Annotated in this window: 3 tRNA genes and 1 rRNA gene; all 4 read left to right on the forward strand. The window is 44.1% G+C overall.

Features of this window, described 5'->3' with window-relative positions:
* Positions 1–77: ribosomal RNA gene (locus R7Q11_RS25670) — 16S ribosomal RNA — on the forward strand; the annotation flags it as partial.
* 89 nt (positions 78–166) lie between these two features.
* Positions 167–242: transfer RNA gene (locus tag R7Q11_RS25675), tRNA-Glu, on the forward strand.
* Positions 243–244: 2 nt separating this feature from the next.
* Positions 245–320 (forward strand) — tRNA-Lys (locus tag R7Q11_RS25680).
* Positions 321–348: 28 nt separating this feature from the next.
* Positions 349–424: transfer RNA gene (locus R7Q11_RS25685), tRNA-Val, on the forward strand.
* Positions 425–798: the final 374 nt, after the last annotated feature.

A 798-nucleotide genomic window follows, 5' to 3' on the forward strand; every position in this document is an offset into this window, starting at 1 on the left:
CCACTTTGTGGTTCATGACTGGGGTGAAGTCGTAACAAGGTAGCGCTAGGGGAACCTGGCGCTGGATCACCTCCTTAAACGATGATTATTGCGATGAGTGTTCACACAGATTGATACGGTTTATGAAGTTTAAGAGATAGAACATCCCCCAAGATGTTCACTTAGTGTCCCGTTCGTCTAGAGGCCTAGGACACCGCCCTTTCACGGCGGTAACAGGGGTTCGACTCCCCTACGGGATACCATTGGGTCGTTAGCTCAGTTGGTAGAGCAGTTGACTTTTAATCAATTGGTCGCAGGTTCGAATCCTGCACGACCCACCATTTCCTTCCACGGAAATCAAAACAATGTGGGCGATTAGCTCAGTTGGGAGAGCACCTGCCTTACAAGCAGGGGGTCACTGGTTCGAGCCCGGTATCGCCCACCATTCTCTAAGTATTTTTGGAATAAAACGTCCAAACCAGAACAAGCAATTGATACTGGTTGGTCTTTTTGACTCTGAAAGTCTTTAGAAAATGTAACTTCCTTGTGAAGCAACATAGCTCTTTAACAATTTGGAAAGCTGACAAAACAACAATTTATTGTTGTTTGTAAAGTTCTCAAAGTATTCATTTATGAATACAACTAAAAACACATTCAAGTGTTCTTGGAAATTGAGTCCGGCAAAATCGAAATGTCTCTCGCTCATTCAAATAATGAGAGACAACTTTGGTGATTTGATTATCAACTCGAAACTCCTTCGGGTTGTATGGTTAAGTGACTAAGCGTACACGGTGGATGCCTTGGCAGTCAGAGGCGATG

The organism is Vibrio sp. 970, assembly GCF_033339075.1.